Origin of the sequence: Chromohalobacter sp., assembly GCF_039830575.1 — a bacterium.
Taxonomy (GTDB): domain Bacteria; phylum Pseudomonadota; class Gammaproteobacteria; order Pseudomonadales; family Halomonadaceae; genus Chromohalobacter; species Chromohalobacter israelensis.
The window spans coordinates 149,810-167,569 of the sequence record NZ_JBDOOX010000007.1 but is presented as its reverse complement, the minus strand read 5'-3'; the positions used below and the strand labels follow the sequence as shown (position 1 = coordinate 167,569).

Annotated in this window: 20 protein-coding genes and 1 pseudogene; 7 read left to right on the top strand and 14 right to left on the bottom strand. The window is 58.6% G+C overall.

The annotated features are described in order from the left end of the window. Nucleotides 1–9: 9 nt before the first annotated feature. The 4 genes from ABGX75_RS05955 to ABGX75_RS05940 all read right to left on the bottom strand — a co-directional run bounded on the left by ABGX75_RS05955 (nt 10) and on the right by ABGX75_RS05940 (nt 3,517). A complete protein-coding gene (locus ABGX75_RS05955) occupies nt 10–753 on the bottom strand; it encodes a DTW domain-containing protein (protein WP_035413384.1) in 744 nt (247 codons plus the stop codon). A 55-nt stretch (nt 754–808) separates the two neighbouring features. Continuing rightward, nucleotides 809–1,759 (bottom strand): bile acid:sodium symporter family protein, encoded by a 951-nt coding sequence (locus tag ABGX75_RS05950; protein WP_011508183.1) that lies wholly within the window; start codon nt 1,757–1,759, stop codon nt 809–811. Nucleotides 1,760–1,858: 99 nt separating this feature from the next. Then, nucleotides 1,859–2,587 (bottom strand): Sir2 family NAD-dependent protein deacetylase, encoded by a 729-nt coding sequence (locus tag ABGX75_RS05945; protein WP_035413381.1) that lies wholly within the window; start codon nt 2,585–2,587, stop codon nt 1,859–1,861. A 42-nt stretch (nt 2,588–2,629) separates the two neighbouring features. Next, nucleotides 2,630–3,517 (bottom strand): EamA family transporter, encoded by an 888-nt coding sequence (locus tag ABGX75_RS05940; RefSeq protein ID WP_011508185.1) that lies wholly within the window; start codon nt 3,515–3,517, stop codon nt 2,630–2,632. Between the two features lie 66 nt (nt 3,518–3,583). Between ABGX75_RS05940 and ABGX75_RS05935 the strand changes: the two genes are divergently transcribed. The 5 genes from ABGX75_RS05935 (at nt 3,584) to ABGX75_RS05915 (ending at nt 7,152) form a co-directional block, all read left to right on the top strand. After that, a complete protein-coding gene (locus ABGX75_RS05935) occupies nt 3,584–4,369 on the top strand; it encodes a tRNA pseudouridine(65) synthase TruC (RefSeq protein WP_347411260.1) in 786 nt (261 codons plus the stop codon). Nucleotides 4,370–4,383: 14 nt separating this feature from the next. Beyond that, the gene (gene tcdA / locus ABGX75_RS05930; RefSeq protein ID WP_011508187.1) at nt 4,384–5,208 is read left to right on the top strand and encodes a tRNA cyclic N6-threonylcarbamoyladenosine(37) synthase TcdA; all 825 of its coding nucleotides are present in this window, start codon (nt 4,384–4,386) and stop codon (nt 5,206–5,208) included. Continuing rightward, entirely contained in the window at nt 5,205–5,435 is a 231-nt protein-coding gene (locus ABGX75_RS05925; RefSeq protein ID WP_011508188.1) for a DUF1653 domain-containing protein, read from the top strand. The genes tcdA and ABGX75_RS05925 overlap by 4 nt, the downstream gene beginning before the upstream one ends. A gap of 113 nt (nt 5,436–5,548) precedes the next feature. Continuing rightward, entirely contained in the window at nt 5,549–6,055 is a 507-nt protein-coding gene (purE, locus tag ABGX75_RS05920) for a 5-(carboxyamino)imidazole ribonucleotide mutase (RefSeq protein ID WP_011508189.1), read from the top strand. 2 nt (nt 6,056–6,057) lie between these two features. Then, on the top strand, nt 6,058–7,152 hold the full coding sequence (locus tag ABGX75_RS05915; protein WP_035413373.1) for a 5-(carboxyamino)imidazole ribonucleotide synthase: 1,095 nt from the start codon (nt 6,058–6,060) through the stop codon (nt 7,150–7,152). Nucleotides 7,153–7,233: 81 nt separating this feature from the next. On the opposite strand, the gene bfr is transcribed toward ABGX75_RS05915, so the two are convergent. From bfr to ABGX75_RS05870, 9 genes and pseudogenes are all read right to left on the bottom strand, one after another. Beyond that, nucleotides 7,234–7,713: a bacterioferritin gene (bfr, locus tag ABGX75_RS05910; protein ID WP_011508191.1), complete on the bottom strand. Its 480-nt coding sequence runs from the start codon at nt 7,711–7,713 to the stop codon at nt 7,234–7,236. Between the two features lie 331 nt (nt 7,714–8,044). Then, nucleotides 8,045–8,248, bottom strand: a complete 204-nt coding sequence (locus ABGX75_RS05905; RefSeq protein ID WP_011508192.1) for a (2Fe-2S)-binding protein — start codon at nt 8,246–8,248, stop codon at nt 8,045–8,047. Nucleotides 8,249–8,839: 591 nt separating this feature from the next. After that, nucleotides 8,840–9,412 (bottom strand): GNAT family N-acetyltransferase, encoded by a 573-nt coding sequence (locus tag ABGX75_RS05900; RefSeq protein ID WP_347411259.1) that lies wholly within the window; start codon nt 9,410–9,412, stop codon nt 8,840–8,842. Nucleotides 9,413–9,494: 82 nt separating this feature from the next. Further along, nucleotides 9,495–9,719: a hypothetical protein gene (locus ABGX75_RS05895; protein WP_347411258.1), complete on the bottom strand. Its 225-nt coding sequence runs from the start codon at nt 9,717–9,719 to the stop codon at nt 9,495–9,497. Nucleotides 9,720–9,823: 104 nt separating this feature from the next. Then, nucleotides 9,824–10,218 (bottom strand): annotated as a pseudogene (locus ABGX75_RS05890) (ester cyclase). Nucleotides 10,219–10,344: 126 nt separating this feature from the next. Next, nucleotides 10,345–11,835, bottom strand: coding sequence for a hypothetical protein (locus tag ABGX75_RS05885; protein ID WP_347411257.1), 1,491 nt, complete (start codon nt 11,833–11,835; stop codon nt 10,345–10,347). Nucleotides 11,836–11,873: 38 nt separating this feature from the next. Next, entirely contained in the window at nt 11,874–12,656 is a 783-nt protein-coding gene (locus tag ABGX75_RS05880) for a hypothetical protein (RefSeq protein WP_347411256.1), read from the bottom strand. 268 nt (nt 12,657–12,924) lie between these two features. Next, the gene (locus tag ABGX75_RS05875) at nt 12,925–13,557 is read right to left on the bottom strand and encodes a hypothetical protein (RefSeq protein ID WP_347411255.1); all 633 of its coding nucleotides are present in this window, start codon (nt 13,555–13,557) and stop codon (nt 12,925–12,927) included. Between the two features lie 75 nt (nt 13,558–13,632). Next, nucleotides 13,633–14,790, bottom strand: coding sequence for an RNA-binding domain-containing protein (locus tag ABGX75_RS05870; protein WP_347411254.1), 1,158 nt, complete (start codon nt 14,788–14,790; stop codon nt 13,633–13,635). 225 nt (nt 14,791–15,015) lie between these two features. On the opposite strand from ABGX75_RS05870, the gene ABGX75_RS05865 reads away from it, so the two are divergent. Then, nucleotides 15,016–15,315, top strand: a complete 300-nt coding sequence (locus ABGX75_RS05865; RefSeq protein WP_347411253.1) for a phage integrase N-terminal SAM-like domain-containing protein — start codon at nt 15,016–15,018, stop codon at nt 15,313–15,315. A gap of 345 nt (nt 15,316–15,660) precedes the next feature. On the opposite strand, the gene ABGX75_RS05860 is transcribed toward ABGX75_RS05865, so the two are convergent. Further along, a complete protein-coding gene (locus ABGX75_RS05860) occupies nt 15,661–16,308 on the bottom strand; it encodes a TetR/AcrR family transcriptional regulator (protein ID WP_110062034.1) in 648 nt (215 codons plus the stop codon). A gap of 114 nt (nt 16,309–16,422) precedes the next feature. Between ABGX75_RS05860 and fabF the strand changes: the two genes are divergently transcribed. Beyond that, entirely contained in the window at nt 16,423–17,688 is a 1,266-nt protein-coding gene (fabF, locus tag ABGX75_RS05855) for a beta-ketoacyl-ACP synthase II (protein ID WP_347411252.1), read from the top strand. Nucleotides 17,689–17,760 lie beyond the last annotated feature (72 nt).

Below are 17,760 nucleotides of genomic sequence, written 5' to 3'. Positions count from 1 at the left end.
TGACGCCGATTAGCGTCGCGCGAGCAAGCGCCGCATCGCGGCGGTCGGGGCTTCGATCTGATGGTGGCGACGGCTGGAGGCGTAGCTTTCATTGAAGACTTCGAAGTAGTCGTCGAGTGCGCCAGAGGCATCGAGGTCACCGCTGAGGCGAAGTAGCTCGACGGCGACTTCGGCGGTGCACAGATGCTCGCTGGAGGCCGCCTTGCGCAGTCGATAGCGCGACAGGCGCCGGGTCTTGAGCGGCAGCACCGGCAGGCGGTCGAGGTAGGGGCTGCGACGGAAGATGCGCCGGGCCTGACGCCAGGTACCGTCGAGCAGGAGAAACACCGGAATACGTGAGTCCGCGAGCGCCTCCTCGACGGCATCGGGCCCCACCACGCGCTCGGCGTAGTCGGCCTGATCGTCGGGAAAGATGATGAACGGCGCGAAGCGCGCGTCATCGAGCAGCGCCAGCAGTCGCGGGTCCGGCTCGGTGCGGTACCAGGTGAAGACCTGGGTGTCGGGCAGGATGTCGCCGATCAAGCGGCCGGTATTGGTGGGCTTGTAATGCTCGAGCGGGTGCGTCAACAGCCAGAAGCGCACGCGGCTCTCGGCCGTGACACGGTACGGACACAGGCAGTTGAGCCTGGGCAACCGGCACTCCGGGCAACGCGAGACGAAGCTGCCACGCGCGTTGAACGGCTTGCGCGGCGGCGCGTCTTCATCGGGAACCAGCGTGGCGGTATCGGCCGGTGCATCGTGGGATTCATGCATGAGGTATCAGGCTGGGTCGAGAAGGCCGGGCATTCTAGCATGCCCGGCCGGGCGTTCATCCACGTGACGTCGAGGCCGCCGGGGGCGCGTTCGACACATGGCGGCGCTTCCAGTACCCCGCCAGCAGCGAACCGGACACGTTGTGCCACACTGAGAACAGCGCTCCGGGCAGCGCCGCGCCTGCGGTGAAGAACTGATTGGCCAGGGTCACCGCCAGCCCGGAGTTCTGCAGACCGACCTCGAAGGCGATGGTGCGCGCGGTGCGCGTGTCGAAACGCAGCGCCCGCGCCAGGCCGTAGCCCGCGGCCAGGCCGATGCCGTTGTGGGCGATGACCGCCAGCGCGACGACCGGCCCCAGGGTGCTCAGGCGACCGGCATTGAGCGCCACCACGATGGCGATGATCAGCACGATGGCCGCCATGGCCAGCGTCGCCAGCGCCGGCTCCACGCGCTGGATATGCGTGCCCAGCAGATGATGGATCACCACCCCCAGCACGATGGGCGCGACCACCAGCTGGGCGATGCTCAGCAGCATGCCGAGTACCGGCACGTCGATGCTCTGGCCCAGCAGCAGCAAGGTGATCAGCGGCGTGGCGACCACCGAGATCAGAGTCGAGACCATGGTCATCGACACCGACAGCGCCACATGGCCGCCGGCCAGCCAGGTCATCACGTTGGACGAGGTGCCGCCCGCCGTGGCGCCGACCAGCACCATGCCGATGGTCAGTTCGGGCGACAGGCCCAGCACCCGCGAGACCAGCAGCGCCGCCAGCGGCATGACCAGGAACTGCAGCAAGACGCCCACCGCGATCGGCTTGGGTGTCTTCACCACCCGGACGAAGTCCTCCTTGGTGAGCGTCAGCCCCATGGCGAACATGATGATCACCAGCAGCGTCTTGATGTAACCGGCCAGGCCGGTGAAGAACTCGGGCGCAAAGGCGGCGATGACCGCCAGCAGGATGGCCCAGACGGGAAACAAGCGGTTGATGCGTTCGAAAATCGACATGTATGTGTCCTAGCGTGTCGCGTAGGTGCTCGAGCACCTTGTTGTGTCGAGGGTGTGTTGAAGCTTGTATTGGCAATCGGGGCAACGATTGTATTCCACTCAGACCCAGTCCGGCACCCAGAGCGCCCCGACCTGGCGCCAATGCTCGACCAGCGGCGGCACGCCCTGGCTCGCGAACTGCGAAATGGCGCGCACGCCACGCGGCACGAGCGATTCCGCCTGGGGGTCGACGAGCAGGCACGGCGCCTCGATGGGGGCCTGATCGAGCAGCATCGCCGCCGGCATCACCGCCAGCGAAGTGCCGACCACCAGCACCAGGTCCGCCTCGGCGACGATCTCGCATGCCTGGGCGTAGCGCGGCACCGGCTCGCCGAACCACACCACGTCCGGCCGCAGCTGGCTGCCCTTGTCGCATAGATCCCCCAGGCGGATGCCCTTGCGCCCCACCGGATAACGCAGGTTGGGGTCGGCGCTCGAGCGGGACATGAGGATCTCGCCGTGCAGATGCAGGACATCGCGGGACCCCGCACGCTCGTGCAGGTCATCGATGTTCTGCGTGATCACGCTGACCTGAAACCCGGCCTGCTCCAGTTCGGCCAACGCGCGATGCGCGGCGTTGGGCGTCGCCTGGCGCGTCTGCTCGCGACGCGCGTCGTAGAAGCGCAGCACGGTTTCGGGGTCGCGGGCAAAGGCCTCGGGCGTGGCGACATCCTGCACGCGGTGGTTTTCCCACAGCCCGTCGCCGTCGCGAAACGTCTTCAGGCCGCTTTCGGCGCTGATCCCTGCCCCTGTGAGGACGACGAGATGCGGTCCCTGATGTTCGCTCATGCCTACCTCGTGATCTGTGGTTCGAGAAAGTGGTTGTGAGGCTCAACCCAACTGAAATAACACGATTGCGCCCGCCATCACCACCGCGCACGCCAGGCGCTGATAGAACACCCGGCCGCGCTTGAGCGGGTCGGCGAGCCCCAGCCCCAACCGCGTGGCGAGCAGCGCCAGGGCGATCGACAGGATGCCCCGCGACGACTGGATGATGTTGCCATGGACCGCGCCCAGAATGCTGAAGGCGATGAACATCAGCAGCATCGAGACCAGCCAGGCGCTCGCCACCGGCCATGTCTTGAAGGCCTTGCGCCACTGGCGCCTGGACAGCCCGATGCCCACCGGGGCCACCAGCAGCCCGGCCACGCTATACGCCAGGAACACCGACAGCAACGCCCCATGCAGGCCCGGCACCTCGATGCCGCGGGTCAGCGCGACCACGCCCAGGTCGCAGCCCGAATAACCGGCCACCGCGAGCAGGATCCACCCCGCCGCCGAGGGCTTGAGCCGTCCGCCCGCCAGACTCATGGCCAGCGCCGCGCCGCCGCACAGGATCACCGCCGTCCACTGCAGAACGCTCAACGTCTCCTCCGCCGCCAGCGCCGTCACCCCGGCCAGCAGCACGACCTTGAGCCCCAGCAGCGGCGAGACGCGTGATGCCACGTCGCGCCGCAGCGCGCGAAACAGCGCCGCCTGGCCCCCGAGGTAGCACACGTTCATCGCCAGCAGCGGCATCCACACCGCCTCCAGGCGCGCGCCGCTGCCCGGCAGCAGCAGCGCCACCCCCAGCAACGAGGCACCGCCCATCAGCAGGTGGGAAAACACCAGCATGGCCCGCGTGGAAAGCGTGTAACGGCTGCCCACGTAGGCGGCCACGAAATAATAAATCGCCTGGCACAAGGCCCCCAGCAGGCCCGTGACGACACCCAGGATCATCGGCTGTACATCCTATGTGGCAAGGTCGACAATAGGCGCCCTTCGAGCTGGCCGAAGGTTCCCCTCATGTCGTTGGAATTGCCCGTACTTTATCAGGACGAGCGCATGGTTGCCGTGCAAAAACCGTCGGGGATGCTCGTTCACCGCAGTCCGATCGCCCGTGACGCGCGGGTGTTCGCCCTGCAGACCCTGCGCAACCAACTGGGGCGCCACGTCTATCCGGTCCACCGGCTCGACCGGCCGACCTCGGGACTTCTGCTGTTCGCCCTCGACCCGGAGATGGCCCAGGCGCTGGGCGAGGAATTCACCGCGCACCGCGTGCACAAGCGCTACCTGGCGGTGGTCCGCGGCGTCGGCCCGGAGCAGGACCTGCTCGATTATGGCCTGCGCGAGGAAGATGGCTCGCGGCCCAAGGCGGAAATGCCCGAACTCGAGGCCTGGACGGCCGTGCGCCGCCTGGACAGCGTCGAACTGCCGGTGCGCATCGACCGTTATCCCCAGGTACGCTATTCCTTGATGGAGGCCCGGCCATGGACCGGGCGGCGGCATCAGATTCGCCGCCACCTGGCGCGGCGTGGCTATCCGATCATCGGCGACGCCAAGCATGGCAAGGGCGCCCACAATCGCTTCTTCCGCGAGCAACTGGACAGCCCGCGCCTGCTGCTCGCGGCCGTGGGCATGACGGTCTGGCACCCCGAGCAGGCGCGCACGCTGCAGCTCGATGCGCCCCTGGCCGACGACATGCAGGCGCTGTTCGCGCGCTTCGGCTGGCAGGGTCACGCCCCGGCGGCCCGCGTCGCCTGGCACGCAGAACGCCCCGCCGCGTTGTTGTCACCCGGCCACGACCGGTAACGAGGAACGATCACATGCAAGACGATTACGATTTCCGCTTCGGCGGCATCCGCCGACTGTACGGCGCTCAGGCCGCCGCGTTCTTCCGCCGCGCCCACGTGGTGGTCATCGGCGTGGGCGGCGTGGGCAGCTGGGCCGTGGAGGCCCTGGCCCGCGCCGGCGTCGGCACCCTGACGCTGATCGACCTCGACGATGTCTGCGTGTCCAACGTCAACCGCCAGCTTCACGCGCTGGACGGCACCATCGGCCGGCCCAAGGTCGAGGTGCTGGCCGAGCGCTGCCGCGCCATCCAGCCCGGGATCACCGTGCATGCGGACACCGCCTTCGTGACGCCGACCAACCTCGCCGAGCGCCTGCCCGAGGACGCCGATCACGTCATCGACGCCATCGACAGCGTCGTCGCCAAGAGCGCGTTGATCGCCTGGTGCAAGCGCCGCAAGATCGGCCTGACCGTCACCGGCGCGGCAGGCGGCCAGACCGACCCGACGCGGATCCGCGTCGCCGACCTGACACGCACCGAGCACGACCCGCTGCTCGCCAAGGTACGCGCGCGCCTGCGCCGTGACTTCGGCTTCTCGCGCAATCCCAAGCGGCGCTTCGGCGTCGAATGCGTGTACTCCGACGAGCAGCTGGTCTACCCCGGCGCCGACGGCGAGGTCTGCCGGCAGAAGCCCGGCGACGGCGAGGCCACCCGCCTCGACTGCGCCTCCGGCTTCGGCGCGGCGACCTTCGTCACCGGCAGCTTCGGTTTCGTGGCCGCCTCGCGCACGCTGGCACGGCTCGCCGCCCGAGCCGCACGCGAGGCCGCCCCCACCCCTTCCACGGAGACTTCCTCATGAGCCACGACACCCGTCCGGTGCCCGGCATCTACCGTCATTACAAGGGCGCCAGCTACGAAGTGCTGGGCGTCGCCCACCACAGCGAGACCGAGGAACCGCTGGTGGTCTATCGCGCGCTCTACGGCGACTACGGCCTCTGGGTACGCCCCCTGACGATGTTCTGCGAGACCGTCGAGGTCGCCGGCGAACCGGTCGCGCGCTTCGAGCTCGAGGCCGCCTTCCGCTGAGCGGCGTGCGTCGCTGAGCGAGGGCGCTGATGCTATAATGCCGCGCTTCTCGTTTCGCGCGACGCCACGACGTTGCCACAACGGCGTTGCCACACACACGAAGGGGAGAAAGCATGAGCGCACTGGTTGGTGTCATCATGGGCTCGAAGTCCGACTGGGCGACCTTGTGCCATACCGTCGACACGCTCGAGGCACTCGGCATCGAGCACGAGGTCAAGGTCGTCTCGGCGCACCGCACGCCGGATCTGCTGTTCGACTACGCCGCCGGCGCTGCCGATCGCGGCCTGGAAGTCATCATCGCCGGTGCCGGCGGTGCCGCGCATCTGCCCGGGATGGCCGCCGCCAAGACGCCCCTGCCGGTGCTCGGGGTGCCCGTGCAATCGAGCATGCTCAGCGGGGTCGACTCGCTGCTCTCCATCGTGCAGATGCCGGCGGGCATTCCCACCGGTACCCTGGCCATCGGCCGAGCCGGCGCCATCAACGCCGCCCTGCTCGCCGCCGCCATGCTGGGCAACAAGTACCCGGCGATCCGCGAAGCGCTTGAAGCCTACCGCGCCGAGCAGACGCAAAAAGTGCTCGACGCGCCCGACCCTCGCCCCACCGACTCCCAGGAGACATGAGCATGCATATCGGTATCGTGGGCGGCGGCCAATTGGGCCGGATGCTGGCCCAAGCGGGGGCGCCGCTGGACATGCGCTTCACCTTCCTCGATCCCTCGACCCAGGCGTGCGCCGCCTCACAGGGCGTGCACCTCTGCGCCGACTGGGACGACGAAGAAGCGCACCAGGCACTCATCGAAGCCAGCGACGTGATCACCTTCGAGTTCGAGAACGTCTCGACCATGGCGCTGACGCAGCTCGCCGAGCAGCGCCCGGCCTTCCCGCCGGCCAAGGCACTGGAAACCGCGCGCGACCGTGGCGCCGAGAAATCGCTGTTCCAGTCGCTGGACATCGCCATTGCCCCCATCGCGCTGATCGAGAGTCAGGACGACCTGGACCGCGCGGTAGCCGAGATCGGCCTGCCGGCGGTGCTCAAGACGCGCACCCTAGGCTACGACGGCAAGGGCCAGAAGGTGCTGCGCAGCGCCGACGACGTGCCCGGCAGCGTCGCCGAGCTGGGCGACGTGCCCTTGATCCTGGAAGGCTTCATCGATTTCGATCATGAAGTCTCTGCCATCGCCGTGCGCGGCCGCGACGGCGAGGTGCGGGTGTGGCCGCTGTCACGCAACGAGCACCGCCAGGGCATCCTGCATCGTGCCGAGCCGCAGCCCGACCACCCGCTGTACGCCCGCGCCGCCGACTACGCCACCCGCGTACTCGACGCACTGGGGTACGTCGGGGTCATGGCCTTCGAGTTCTTCGTCACCCGCGACGGCGAGCTGCTTGCCAACGAAATCGCCCCCCGCGTGCACAACTCCGGGCACTGGAGCATCGAAGGCGCGACGACCAGCCAGTTCGAGAATCACCTGCGCGCCGTCGCCGGGCTGCCACTGGGCGACACGACACGCCTCGTGCCCTGCGCCATGCTCAACATCATCGGCGCCTTCCCCGACCGCGACGCCGTGCTCAGTGTCGCCGGCGCACGTCTGCACGACTACGACAAGGCCCCGCGCCCCGGCCGCAAGATCGGCCATGTCACGGTTCTCGCACCCGACGAGGCCACGCTGGCCGAGCGCGTCGCCGCCGTCGAGGCCCTGCTGGTCAACGACCTGGGCTGAGCCCCCGCCCCGCGCCATCCGTCGTAACGCAAGATGCCCGCCAATTGGCGGGCATCTGGTATCGGCATGGCAGCGACGCGATCACTCGTCGTCGGCGCTCATCTGCTGCTGCAGGTAGTTCTGGATACCCACCTTGTCGATCAGGCCGAGTTCAGTCTCGATCGTGTCGATGTGCTCTTCTTCATCGTTGAGGATGCGGCGGAACAGGTCACGGCTGACGTAGTCGCGCACTTCCTCGCAATAGGCGATGGCGTCGACCAGGTCCTGCCAGCCGGTCTTCTCGATGGCGAGGTCGCACTCGAGCATTTCCTTGGTGTTCTCGCCGATGTGCAGCTTGCCCAGATCCTGCAGGTTGGGAATGCCCTCGAGGAACAGGATGCGCTCGATCAGCTCGTCGGCATGGCGCATCTCTTCGATGGATTCGTCGTATTCCCACTTGGCCAGCTTGGCCAGTCCCCAGTCCTTGTACATCTTGGCGTGCAAGAAGTACTGGTTGATGGCGACCAGCTCATTGCCCAGTGCGGTGTTGAGGTGCTGAACGACCTTGGCATCACCTTTCATCGTCACGTCTCCCTTGCAGATTAATGTGGTTGTACGGCGATGGCGATTCGCGAATCATAGCTCGCCATCGCCGTCATGGGATACAGGGAGTATCGACTATTTCGCCGAAAAAGTCGAATAAAGACAGGATCTTGCCGCGAAAACGGCGCATTTGTTAAGGATTGGAAATAACAGGCGAGAACGATTGCCACTCCGCTCTCGCCCCACGCACGCCGCAACGCCCCGTCCGGACACGAAAACGCCGCCATCCAACGGGATGGCGGCGCAGAAAAACGGAGCGCGCGATGCAGCTTTTGCCCGAGGCAGGTCTCGCTTCTCGGCTGAAAAGCGCCTAGACGGCGTAGGCGAGATCCTCGCTCGGCATCATTTCCTGGGTGATGGCATCACGCGTGATGGCCTTGGCCGTGCAGGCGCAGCGGCCACACTGAGTCGCACACTCGGTGCGCTCGCGCACTTCACGCCAGCTACGCGCGCCGTCTTCCACGGCCTCGCGAATGGCATTGTCGGTCACGCCTCGGCATATGCACACGTACATTCCATCACCTCGCTGATCGCCCTGATAGGGAATGTAAATGATTCGCATAAAGACTTTCAACCCCCAATCACTATCTTTTCGCTCGGGGGGGCTCGACTTTCGGCTAACGTGAAGCCAAGTGGCTGAAAAGTGGGACTAAACGGAGAATTGCCGGGTGGGCTGGGATGGAAGGGATTGGCTTTACGATGGACAGGAACGCAGCGCCGGCGCATCCGACGGTGCTGATGGGTACATGAGAGACGGGCGATTGTCCGTGTGAGCCCTACGGATCACTTCGTAAAGTCATCGACTTCATCGTATACCGTGACGGAAATGCGCTCGCCTATCTCCCGCATGCCCACCATCTCTGACGGGTTCTCCGCCCCCCAGAACGCTTTCCAGCTTTCAAGCGAGTCCCACTTAGCGACCGTAAGCACTTCGGTTTTATCTTCTGGGCTACGGAGCAAAAAGCTCCCCAATGCCCCTGGCACTGCCTCATGTATGCTATTCGTCGTACGAGTCCAGATCTCTTTGAACGCGATAAAATCCTCTTCCTCTACCCTCCATTTGTATATCACCCGAATCACTATACCCCCTCCTCAAACGTCGCATTCACTGCCCTGCCCGGTTCAATGGTTCACGAAGCAAGAACTCCGATGCCAGCATCGAATAGATGGCATGATCGACATACCTGCCGTATAGGTACTCGCGCTCGCGGAGCACCCCTTCAAGCGTAAAGCTCAAGCGCTCTGGGATGGCACGGCTGCTTCCGTTACCCGTGGCGCATGCCACCTCGATTCGATTCAAGCCGTACTCCTGGAAACCCGTGCCGATCAGCGCCTTCACTGACGAGGTCATGATCCCTTTGCCCATATAGGCTTGGCTTAACCAATACCCGATGCCACCGATCTTGTTCGTAACGTCAAAGGGGTGAAACCCGCACACACCACACATGGTTGCCTCATAGAAAACCGCATACTGCGGTCCCTTGCCGGATTCACGCTGGCTGATAGCCGAGTTAACGAAGGATTCGGTATCCGTCGGAGACGTGTTCGCATCGATCCAGGGCAACCACTCCCGTAGGTGCTCTCGGTTCGTATCCACGAGCCGAAACAGCTCATCCACGTGCTTCTTGTCGAGAAGTTGCAGCTCAATGGCTTCGCTAATAAACAATTCGTTCTCCATATGGCATCGTGAAGAGCACCGGTGATCTTATAAAGAGAACCGACGAGCCGTCAGGGACGTTCGCCTTATGCGACTGGCTAGTTCACGCACGACGCGCCAGTAGCAGCCCAATCCCCGCACTTCCAAGAAACCCAGCACAGATTCTATTGAACAGTTGACGCATAGCCGGACGAGAAAACCAGTGGCGCAACACCTTTCCGAAAACGGCGTAGGTACCTATCGCGATCCATAAAAGTTTATTCAGGCCAGGCTCCATATTTAAAGCAAAGCTCGCTGGCATGAACAAAAGGATCGTCGACAAGGCCATGGTTGGCTCTCTTTCAAGAGCTAAAGTTCAACATGAAAAGCGACTTCCGGCGGGCGAAATCCGCCAGCAATACGCGTCCGCTCAATGGATAAATTAGGCGTCCCTCAGTTCGCCTGGAGCTGCGTCTCGATAGCCGCCTTGTCGATGGCGGACCATACCAGCACGATCTTTTCGTCGCGGAACTCATAGAAGACGTTCTCGACAAAGGACACCGTTCTTCCGTAAACACTCAGGCCAAAAATCTTCCCTTTGGTGTGCAGTTGAAGCCGAGTCGGCTGGCTATGTAGGGGGGATCGGAAACCAGCAATTCAACATTGAAAGATAGATCAGGGATCTCGGCGAAGTCTCTCTCCAGCATGCGCCGGTAACCTGATACCCCGAGTTGCTCGCCGTTATGCTTAACGTCTTCATGAACGAAGCGCGCCAACGATGGCCAATCCTGCCTGTTCAAGCAGGCGATGTAGTCTCGATAGACGTTCGATAGTTCGGACTTCGTCATCTACGACCTCCTCTGTGTGGCAAGGCTCGACCATCGTTTGGAAGGCTGCGTCGACGCTTAACGACTACATAACGGGCCGGTTTGGAGCGCAGCGAAAAAACCGGTCCCGTTGATGCGCTGGTTAAATCATTTTCGGCGCCGGTTCTTTCGCCTTGCGCCCTTCTGACTGTTTCTTTTCTTTTTTCGTTCTTTTTCTTTTTGTCGCTTTGCGTGGTTATCATTGCTTTTCCTTTCTACCGGATATTGGTAGTGCCTCTCGCTTTTCTCTATTACATTACTTTCTTTAAACAGCCCAAGTTTTTCACGCACATCTCGTGCTTCCGCGTAGTCATCCTCAGACCAAGTATCTGCATCAATGTATATCATATCTTCACTACTGCCATTTGAACCGGGCGGATCGATGGCAACTCCAACCACAATTCTCCGTTCAGGCTTTAGCAGCTTTGCGGACCGACAGTATGCGATTAAAAGCCCAGCTCGAAATTCTCGGTATTCCTGGTAGGACTCGAAATGTCCGGAAACAGGTAGTATTAGCCAGACATACATGGTCTCAGGATTGGTTGGGGATAGCAGGAGACGGACGCCCCTCTCGTCCGGACTTAAAGACCTAATTTTTTCGTGTATTGAATCTGCTAAGATTCGACGTCCAACTCTCGACTCGGAAGCAAATTCCCTAATGCCAAGGGTAACCGAGTCGAAGTCTTCAGCGTTACTGAAGTGCCACGTATTGTTTTTCGCGTGCTGACCAAAATATTCAATGAATTTATCGATAAAATAGTAAGAGGCGTCAAGCTCCTTGCCTCTCTTATATTGAGGTAAATTTTTTATTCCGTCATAGACGCCCTCATCGACAACAATAAGGTCCTCGCCATTAATATAGAAACCGGGATCACGATCCTTGTTTGATTGCGACAAATAATACCCTAAAAGTTCCTCTTCGCCTGCCGAAACACCTAAGCGGCCCGATGAAACCAATGCCTCCTTATCGGATAGATAGCTAGTAAAATCGTAAACCGTATCAAGCTCTCGCATCAAAGTATCTAGTGCTAAATCATCAAGCACATGAACAAAACCTTTTTCAGGATTTACCGACCCCACTTGAAAAGGAGTTTTCTCCATTTCTTTACCAACTATTGTCGGGTTGAGCATCAGTGATCCTGATCCCGAAGCATGTTTTCTGAACCTTTCTACTGCGTTTCTTGCAACCAATACTCGATGAATTCTTATTTTGTCCTTGGAAGGGATTGCAACCGGAAAGGGTCGAGTACATTTACGATCTAGAAATATTCGATCAGGGTGCTCGTAAATAAATTTTTCGGCACCAAACACTTGCGGAGCGGATTTCAATACTGCTTTTCTTACCCAGCGTCCCCAGTCTACTTCCAAGTTTCCGGTATCTTTGAAGGCAACATCTTTGTCAGAAAAAATGATTACGTGTTCTTTGAAAACAACAAGAAGGTCACAAAGTTCTTTACCATCGCCACCCTCGGCTTTCTTCCCTTCGTCTGTGTACAGATTGGGAAAACACCAGGGACTTAGGAAAGTATTTTTACCTAGCCAAGCGAGATAACGCTCTGAGGCTGTCACGCCCTGTGCTTCTTCTTGCTCTGCACTCATTGTTTTCCTTCGACTTAACGCTCAAAGCAGCGGCGCGTTTACGCGTCCGACTGCCTTTGCTTGTTAAATTCAATGTCATCACAGTTGAGGAGCAACAACGATAGTGGTTCGCTCATGAACTCCCCGTCATACTCTGAATCAATTTGACTAAGTAAGTCTCTCGCCAATTCAGAGTTATTATCAGTCATTTCTAGGTGACTATATAAAACCGTGCACAACCAACCCCTAAAAATACTTCTGTAGTCCTCATCCTTTTTACTTGTAACATTTTGCGGCTCAATAGGGGTGCCTATTTCCAGCTCATATAGTGCTCTTGCAAATGTAGGCAAACAGCACGCGTAAGTGCATTCTGTGTACCCATGTAAATTTCTATAACTTGTAGTTGTCTTGGTTTTCAATTTTGCGTGTTTTCGCTTTGGAGAGCTTAGAGGCTCAGCCGAATCCGCAGACATGTAAAAGAAACCATAGTTTTTACCTGAGTATCTGTGAAAGACGCCTAGAGAACCAATTGATGGCAGTATCGCCCCACTTAGAATCTCGGGATGACAATCAAAAGGCGGGTACGGAAGCACATTTGGCCGACGAGATAATAAGTCCCACTGCTCTAGGTTCGCTTTAAAGTCTGTATAAGGAACAGAGTGAGCGAGACCATCACACAAACTTGCGTGCTTTTCGTTTGATTTCTTTGCTTGCAATAACGTGACTCTAGCCTGAAATTCAGGGTTCTTCTTATACGACACGATAAGCAAGTCAGAAATTTCGCATCTTGCGGATGGACGCCCCCAACTACCTTTACCATTAAAAACAACTTGATGTTTCATTCCGTGAAACTCTTCGATGTTGAATGGCCCACGTAACGTAGCAAAGCTTCTCATTAATGCTCTGAACTGCTGAACCTCGGAAAAGTTGGATTTATTAGATTCAGTGCTCCAGGCTCTTGCTAGCTTCTTTGCGAATATTACAGACTGCACTCGGTACTCCCTTAGAATTTAACGCCAATGTTCAGCGACCGGTTTGGAGTGCAACGGAAAAACCGGTCCGGTGGCGGCCCGCCAGGGCCGGAACGAACTGCAACTACTTATTAGGGGGTCAGACTAGTTGCTTGAATTCCCAAAGGTGACCATACACTTCCGCAATTTCACGTGCATATTCTTCAGAAAACCCCTCTTTGCGGAGCAAACGAGCCATATCTTCTTCAGAAAGCGGTTTACGCATACGAATGTTGCGAACAAATCCATAAAATCGTTGCCAATCTAACGGATGCAAAGCAGTTTTATTTGCCAAGTTTGTAAAGCGCTTGAACAATTTTTGGCTTTGAGGTGGCAGTTTAGGTTCAAGCTTCTCTTTGGTTGGAATCGTCAGACGAAAACGCGTGCCTACACCCCGGTTATATTCTGACAGCAAATGGCCAATCAGGGCCTTTGCCTCTTTAACATATATTTCGTAAGTGGGTGGAGTTTGAGGGCTCCAACGGTCAGCTCTGATTTCAACAGCTATTTTTTTTGAGTCTGGCTGAATGATTAATTGGCCACCCAGACCTTTGTGTTGCTTGGGCTTCTTGAGCCGTAAGTTTGCTACGCTGAATCCATCGATGCCCATAGCGTCATGCTCGGTTTCGACATCAAATCTTCCAGACTTATCAGCAATATCAGCCATTTTCTCCAGAAAATCGGTCAAAGATCCACTGACATTTATGTGGACTGGAGGCAAATAGTCGCGCATGGAACCTTTCCCCTAACGCCCGCATTTGCGGCTGGTTTGTAGCGCAGCGAAAACCAGTCCGACAACATGCGCTTGTTACATGCTGTTTTCGTGAACGACATTGTACGCCCATTCGGTGAATAGCCGCTCAGTGGCATATCGTTTTTGTATTTCGTCACTTAAAGATTTAATGTCGTCAGATTTATTTTTTACTTTAAGAAAATCATCATAGTTATCAACTAACTTTTTGCATACCATTCTTAAGCTTTCTTCTGAATCCAAAATTAAAAAAGGTAATTTAATGATTCGAGGCTTTATTTGCGTCTCTATCGGCGTAGAGAATGATTTGCTCGTTACCTCAGAAACCTCCAGCGCTCTAATGTGTTTAAACAAGCTATACTCTATTGTATTTTCTAGGTAGTAAAATAGGTCACAATATACCTCTGCTTCACAACCATCGTTCTTTTCCGTATGAGCTATATATTCAATATTTGGAAACGGAATTTCGAGATTTTCACTTCTAAACCTCACTACCAGTAATTTATGTAGCTCAACGCCCTTGTACTTGAGGTGGTAGTAAAACCGATCAGGCTTTTCAAACAACCCTTCTTCCCACCAGAACTTCCCTCCAGAGCCTTCGTCACCAACTATCTCTATCGTGTAATCTGGGTCAATATCGTAGAATGCCTTACTGATACCATCATATTTCCAATTTTTGAAATCGACCAGCACATTAATAAAACGTTCGGAAGCCTTCTTATCCAAGCCGAACCGTTGACGCCACATGGCTTCAACCTCATAGGGGTTTGCACTTCCATCCTTTGGTGTATTTGAATCACCCATGCGAGAGTATACTGTGCCAGCGCGGACTGTAGTTCCTTGCTTGGTCTCATCTCTGGTCAAAAAATAAGGCTTATGATCCTCATTTTTTATTGTAAGAATATCCAAATCTTTCCCATCAATTAGAATTGAGTCCAACTTTACATTTGGTATTTTGTGATATGCAAAACTCTTAGTTCTCAAGAAATTAAAAATATCCGCCTGTGTATAGCGCACATCTGTTTCGCTCAGGCCGGTTATCTCATAATCGTCACTCACTCCAAATATGATAAAACGGTCGCCGTCATAGATGATATTTGCCAAACACAAAAGATCATGAAGAAGATCATGAAGGTTGGAATGGTGTTGTTTTTTAAAGTCCCACCAATCACCTTCTCTCTTTTGCTTCACTAACTGTTCAACTAATTCTTGCATATAACCTCAGAGCCAAGCATGTAACAGGTATTAGATAGCGCGCTCGTTTTGCCACTTGAACGAGCGCGCGCGTTCAAGAAATCTTATCAAGCCCGCCTTTTCACACCTAACCCATTGATTTCAAATTGTGCTAAGCATAATTCGGCGCGTTATGCAGGATTCGCATGCTTACGCATTTCGTTTAATCTGATAACACTGTATAAAAATACACTAATGCGAGGGCTCATGGATACTCACAACCAACCGCCAAAACTGATGGATCGCGTGAAAGCCATCATGAGGGTGAAACGCTACAGCCCGCGCACCGTGAAGACCTACTGCTACTGGATACGTTATTTCATTCGCTTCAATGGCTTGCGTCACCCCGCCAGCATGGGTGGCTCCGAGGTGAAGGCTTTTCTGGAGTATCTTGCGCTACAGCGCTATGTGACAGCGGCCACGCAGAATCAGCCCCCGATGCTCTTGTTTCCTCTATCGGCATGTACTGGGAGAAGCTTTACCGGAGTGCGGGGCCTATTGGGATGAGGGCAAGCCCCTTCAGAAACGCTACCGCCCCTACCTGTGCATGGGGCGATGAGCGGCTGTCATCCATGCGGTAGTCACAGCGTAATGGTTTATCACCGGCTTTCTTAAGTAGCCTTTGCTGTACCGTAACCAGCCGTTACAGGGAGAGCAATGCCCACGAAAGCATTACGCTTTGCCTGAAAAATGCCTGCGCTCGCCTATACGGCGTTAAAAATCGCCTCAAAATGCTCATTTACACCGCGTAAACTCTGCTTTCTCACCGATTTTTGCCTTGTCTAGCCATCGCTCGCCGATTTTTCAGACAAAGCTTGGGGGAAAAAACATTTCACACTGTGGGTACTGGAGCTACTGGCTGACGTCGCCCAGCATGCTGTCCAGTTCGTCCTGGTCGACGCCGAGCATCTGCAGGATGTTGCGCTGGGCGGCTTCGAGGATGTGCTGGCGCTCTTGCTCGCCGGGCAGGCTCTTGGCGAGGGCCACGGCGCCCACCAGGGAGGCGAGAATGACGCGGGACTTGTCGGCGATGACGTCGCGGTCGGGTTCGAAGGGGAGTTTCTTGAGGCGGCTGAGGGCGATGAGGCGGGTTTCCAGCATCTTCTTCATGCGCAGGTAGGAGGCTTCGAAGAGCGTGCGAACCTCGGCGTTCTCGTTGCCGATTTCGTTGAACAGCACAGTCTCCGGCCCGGGCTGGTGCTTGCGTTCCAGCTCCTGAAGATTCCAGCAGTTGGAGACCAGTTCCGTGAGGTGCTTCACCGAAAGCGGCCCTTTGACCAATCTGGCCGCGCGGCTGCTTTCCAGGGTTTCTCGCACCGAGGCGTGGTAGAGCGCTTCCTTGGAGGCGAAGTGGGCATAGAAGGCGCCGTGGGTCATCTTGGCCAGTTTCATGATCTGGCCGATGGAGACCTTCTCGAACCCTTGGCGGCTGAACAGCTCGACGGCCGAGTTGAGGATTCGCTCACGCGATCTGGCCTTGCGATTCGTCGAGTCGGACATGGCGACCTCACGCTGCTACTCAAAAATACGTGCTGAATGCACGTTGAATATTATCTTGATCATATCAAGCCCGGTGCTAGCTTGGCGTAAATTCAGGCCGTACAGGACACTCGCATGTCATCACCGCTCGTCATCACCGGCATGGGCATGGTCAGCCCCCTCGGTTGCGGCGTCAACGCCAGTTGGGAGCGCCTTCTGGCGGGCCGCTCCGGTGTTTCCTCTATCACGCGCTTCGAGACCGGCGAGCTGCCGATCAAGGTCGCGGGTACGGTCCCCGGCAGGGAAAGCGACCCGGAAGCGGGCTTCGACCCCGACCGCGTGGCCGATGCCAAGGAACGTCGCAAGATGGAGCTGTTCAGCCTTTATGCCATGGCCGCCGCCGAAGAGGCGCTGACCCAGGCGAACTGGTTTCCATCGAGCGATGAGGACCGGTTGGCCACCGCCACCATCGTGGGCTCCGGCATCGGCGGCTTCCCGACCATCACCCAGGCGCAGAACACGCTTTCGACGCGCGGCTATCGCCGACTCTCGCCGTTCACTGTGCCGGCCTTTTTGGCCAACCTGGCGGCGGGCAATGTGTCGATTCGTTATGGCCTGCGCGGGCCGCTGGGCTGTCCGGTCACGGCCTGCGCGGCGGGGGTGCAGGCCATCGGCGACGGCATGCGCCTGATCCGCAGCGGCGAGGCCGAGGTGGCCCTGGTGGGTGGCGCCGAGGCCTGTATCGACCCGCTCTCGCTGGCCAGCTTCCATGCCATGAAGGCGCTCTCCACCGAGCAGGCGGCGCCCGCCAAGGCGTCGCGGCCTTTCGATCAGGCCCGCAACGGCTTCGTCATGGGCGAAGGCGCGGGGCTCCTGGTGATCGAGACCCTGGCCCACGCCGAGGCCCGCGGGGCGACGCCACTGGCCTTTCTCAGCGGCTATGGCACCAGCGCGGATGCCCACCACATCACGGCCGGACCGGAAGATGGCGCCGGGGCCGCGGCGGCCATTCGGGCCGCGCTGCGGATGGCGGGACTCGCCCCCGAGGCCATCGATCACATCAACGCTCACGCCACCTCGACCCCGGTCGGCGACCGGGCGGAAATCGCCGCGCTGCGCAACGCGTTCGGTGACGCTCTGCCTGGCATTCCGATCTCCGCCACCAAGTCGGCCACCGGCCATCTGCTCGGCGCCGCCGGCGGCGTGGAGAGCATCTTCTCGGCCCTGGCGGCCATCCAGGATCGCCTGCCCCCGACCCTGAACCTGGAACACGCCGACGCGGACCTGAGCGATCTGGACCTCGTCCCCGGCGAGGCGCGCGAGCACCGCTGCCGGCACGTGCTGTGCAACGGGTTCGGCTTCGGCGGGGTGAATGCCGCGCTGATCGTCAGCAAGGCCTGAGCGCTTTTCGGACTCGGTCCAGGTACTTGTCGGATCAGGCTCAGCCATCACCCACAAAAATGCCGCTTCCGA